Raw genomic sequence first — 4101 nt, 5'->3', positions numbered from 1 at the left:
CGTAGGAGAAAGTAAAATGCCGATTCGTTACAATGCACACGTTGGAGCTAAAATTCCTTTAGGATCTAAATCACAATACAGAAATGTAACGACGATTATGCCTAACGTTATTTTCCAGTACCAACAAGGTTTTGTTGAATTGAACATAGGTACCTACGTTAAGTACGGTGTGTTTACGGCAGGAGCATGGTTAAGAAATAGAGATGCATTTATTTTAAGTGTAGGTCTAGAATCAGACAACTTTAAAGTGGGGTACAGTTACGATGTTACTGTTTCTCAGTTAAATAATGGTACTTCCGGAGGAGCACACGAAGTTTCTCTTGGATTGAACATTAACTGTACGAAAAAACCACAAAGATTCAGAACAATTAGTTGTCCTTCATTTTAATAAAAAAAAGATTGTAACGTTTATTTGATTAATCGTTATTGAAAGTAAATTTGCAAGAATTAAATTAGAAACTATAGATATGAGAATTCTAAAATATATGTTCGGAGCAGCAGCCTTAGTTGCTTTGGTAGTTTCATGTAAGGTGAATGATTCCTCAAGTTCTACGGGATGGGAATACAACAACCCAGAAATGGGAGGTTTCGAAAAAGCACCTTTCGAAGAACAAGAACAAGGTCCAGGTTTAGTACTAGTAGAAGGTGGTACTTTTACGATGGGTAGAGTGGAAGATGATGTAATGAAGGATTGGAATAACCGTCCGAGAAGAGTTACTGTTTCTTCATTTTACATGGATCAAACAGAGGTTACTAACTTCCACTGGTTAGAATATCTTTATTGGACAAAGCGTGCGTACGAAACGTACCCAATGATTTACAAAAATGCTTTGCCTGATACGCTAGTATGGAGATCTCCATTAGCATTTAACGAGAAATATGTTGAGTACTATTTACGTCACCCAGCTTACAGAGACTACCCAGTAGTTGGTGTTTCTTGGTTACAAGCTAACGAATACTGTAAGTGGAGAACGGACCGTGTAAACGAATGGATTTTAATCCGTGAAGGTTTATTGGAATTCGTTCCAGATCAAGCAGACGGTGAAACATTTAATACAGAGTCTTACTTAGCAGATCAGTACGATGAAGGTGTTATAATGGAAGATCAATTAGATGACTACAATCCAAATAACCTAACAGGTAGAAAAGGAAATAAGCCAGGAAAGCGTAAAGTGAGAATGGAAGATGGTATTTTATTACCACGTTACAGGCTCCCAACTGAAGCTGAATGGGAATTTGCTTACTACGGTTTAATCGGAAACTTGCAAAATGAAAATGCAGAGTTAATTACAGAAAGAAAACAATATCCTTGGAACGGACACTGGGTTCGTCAGGATAACGAAGAGTTTACAGGAGCAATTAGAGCGAACTTCGTAAGAGGTAGAGGTGACTACATGGGAGTTGCTGGTAACTTAAACGATGCTGCTGATGTAACAGCACCAGTTACGGCATACTGGCCAAATGATTACGGTTTATACAACATGGCTGGTAACGTTGCGGAATGGGTATTAGACGTATACAGACCATTGTCTTCTGAAGATTTTGATGAATTCAGACCATTTAGAGGTAATGTTTTCAAAACAAAATTATTGAACAACGAAGGTATTGTTGACGCGAAGAATCAGCAAGTAATGTATGATGTTCACGGTATGAAAGAATACTTGAACGAATTTGAAAGAGTACGTTACCAAAGAATTTCAGCGGACTTACACAATCCAGAGGATACAGTTATTCCAGTTGGAATTAACAAAACAAATGAGTCTGAGTTCCCTGTGAAAAGTGGTTATGCTCCAGATCCATTCTACGTATCTCAAGGATTTGTAAAAGATTCAATTGAATTATCTATCATCCGTCAAATTAACGAAGTATTAGATATTGCTGTTGACAGAAAGAACAGAAAGTATGATATCGAAGCTTCAATGATTGTTCAAGAGAGAATTTTTGATGAGATTTTTGCAGATGAGTTAAGAGAAGGACCAGACGGAGAAGTTTATGCCTTTGAAATTATCTCAATCTTAAGAGATGGATTTAGAGAGTTTATTGAAGATGTACCTGGAAGATTAAGATACAGAAATGTAACGGAGGAGGAGAACATCGGTAGATTGAACTACAGAAGAGATGACTACATTGATTACTTAGATGGTGACATTGAGAGTTCTATTTTCTATGATAACGAAGAACGTAAGAACGATATCAATCAGGCGAAGAGAAACCCAGATTTGATTATGTACCAGAATACTTACGAAGAGTACAACTTGTCTGGACAGAAAGTGAAAGCGGGTGGAGCAAATACTGCTGCTTGGCCAACAACTTTGATATCTGATAAGTCAAGAGTATACAAAGGTGGTTCTTGGAGAGATAGAGCTTACTGGTTAGTAGGTGGTAACAGAAGATTCTTAGACGAGGGACAAGCAACAGATTACATTGGATTTAGATGTGCAATGGATAGAGTTGGTTCTCCAGTTGGATTAGGTTACCAAGATCAGAAGTAATTTAAAATAAAATTAATAAGCCCTGGCATTAGAGTGTCGGGGCTTTTTTATGCTATGGAAAAATTGTTTGAACTATTCTATACGTGCAAAGGAGTAAGTATAGACACAAGAAAGTTAGAGGAAGGAGTGATGTATATTGCTCTAAAAGGTGAAAATTTTAATGGTAATAATTATGCCGTTCAAGCAATAGAAAACGGTGCCAAATATGCGATTGTAGACGAAGTTGAATTTGCCAATGGAGAGGATATTCTATGGGTAGAGGATGGACTTCAATTTTTACAAGCTTTGGCCAATTACCATAGAAAGAAAATGGGAATACCTGTGCTTGGGATTACTGGGTCTAATGGTAAAACTACTACCAAAGAATTGATCAATACTACCTTGTCTCAAAAATACAATACACTTGCAACAGAGGGGAATTTGAATAATCATATTGGTGTACCCTTAACACTTTTAAAACTGCGAGAACATCATGAGTTTGCAGTGATAGAAATGGGGGCCAATAAACCCGGTGATATTCAAGAATTGTGCAGTATTGCAGCGCCAGATTTTGGAATTATAAGCAATGTGGGTAGAGCGCATTTAGAAGGCTTTGGTTCTCTAGAAGGAGTGATTAGAACAAAGACAGAGATGTACAGGTATATTGCGGATAATGCTTCAGCTGAAAGTGTTTTGTTCTGTGATTACGAGAATGAAGTATTGAAGGAAAACCTGCCCAAAGATTTGAAATGTATTTTTTACAATGGAGGAGATGTTAAGGGTGAATTACTTGCGCTCACACCTTTTGTAGAAATGAAATACAGTTATGACGCGTACACATCACCGTTAATAAAAACAAGGATTATTGGTGAGTACAATTACCTTAATCTTTTGTGTGCGGCAGCAGTGGGACATTACTTTGGTGTTTCAGACAGCGGCATACAGTCTGCGTTGATGAATTACATCCCAAGTAATAACAGATCCCAAGTAGTTCAAACAGACAAACAAAATACATTGATACTTGATGCCTATAATGCTAACCCGAGCAGTGTAAGTTCTGCGTTGTTGAGTTTTGCCAAAATGCAGGCTAAGGACAAAGAAAAACTAGTTGTATTAGGGGATATGCTAGAACTAGGAGACGAAAGTATTGATGAGCATCAAAAGATTGTTGACTTAGTAAATGAGCTTGAACTTAAAGCTTATTTTGTTGGACCGATTTATGCTTCTTTAGAAAAGAACTTAGTGGCCTTTGCTACCAAAGAAGAAGCGAGTGAATATTTACAGAGTCAGGCAGTGGAGAACAGACTAATATTATTAAAAGGGTCAAGAGGTATTGGTCTTGAAACATTAAAGGAAATTGTATAACATGAAGAAATTACTAGCAATAGGAGTGGGGATATTCGTAAGTATCCAAGTAATGGCTTGTAGCTGTATGAAACTAGGTAAGTTAACAGAGGAAGCTTATAGTCAGTCAACAGATATATTTATTGGAAAAGCCGTTGAAGTAGATACTCTTCTAGAGAAGAATTTAATTTCAATTCGTTTTAAGGTAAAGGAGTCCATTAAAGGGGCAAAAGTGAAATATATCGAGGTGACAACTCCTATGAGTTCGGCAGCTTGTGGCTTGTAT

At 37.1% G+C, this 4101-nt stretch carries 4 protein-coding genes; all 4 read left to right on the top strand.

What is annotated here, in order from left to right; all coding sequences use genetic code 11:
- Positions 1–388: type IX secretion system membrane protein PorP/SprF (locus AC22ZQ_RS12965; RefSeq protein WP_318959188.1), on the top strand; the 388-nt coding region annotated here is incomplete at its 5' end.
- Between the two features lie 79 nt (positions 389–467).
- Positions 468–2492, top strand: coding sequence for an SUMF1/EgtB/PvdO family nonheme iron enzyme (locus AC22ZQ_RS12960; RefSeq protein ID WP_318959187.1), 2025 nt, complete (start codon positions 468–470; stop codon positions 2490–2492).
- A gap of 54 nt (positions 2493–2546) precedes the next feature.
- Positions 2547–3836 carry a UDP-N-acetylmuramoyl-tripeptide--D-alanyl-D-alanine ligase gene (locus AC22ZQ_RS12955; RefSeq protein WP_318959186.1) on the top strand — a complete coding sequence of 430 codons (1290 nt, stop codon included), beginning with the start codon at positions 2547–2549 and terminating at the stop codon, positions 3834–3836.
- A 1-nt stretch (position 3837) separates the two neighbouring features.
- Positions 3838–4101 (top strand): hypothetical protein (locus AC22ZQ_RS12950; protein WP_318959185.1); only part of this gene is annotated, 264 nt, incomplete at its 3' end.

This window comes from Lishizhenia sp. (assembly GCF_057456495.1).
The sequence above is the reverse complement of the archived record's forward strand: the minus strand, read 5'-3'. Positions and strand labels throughout refer to the sequence as shown.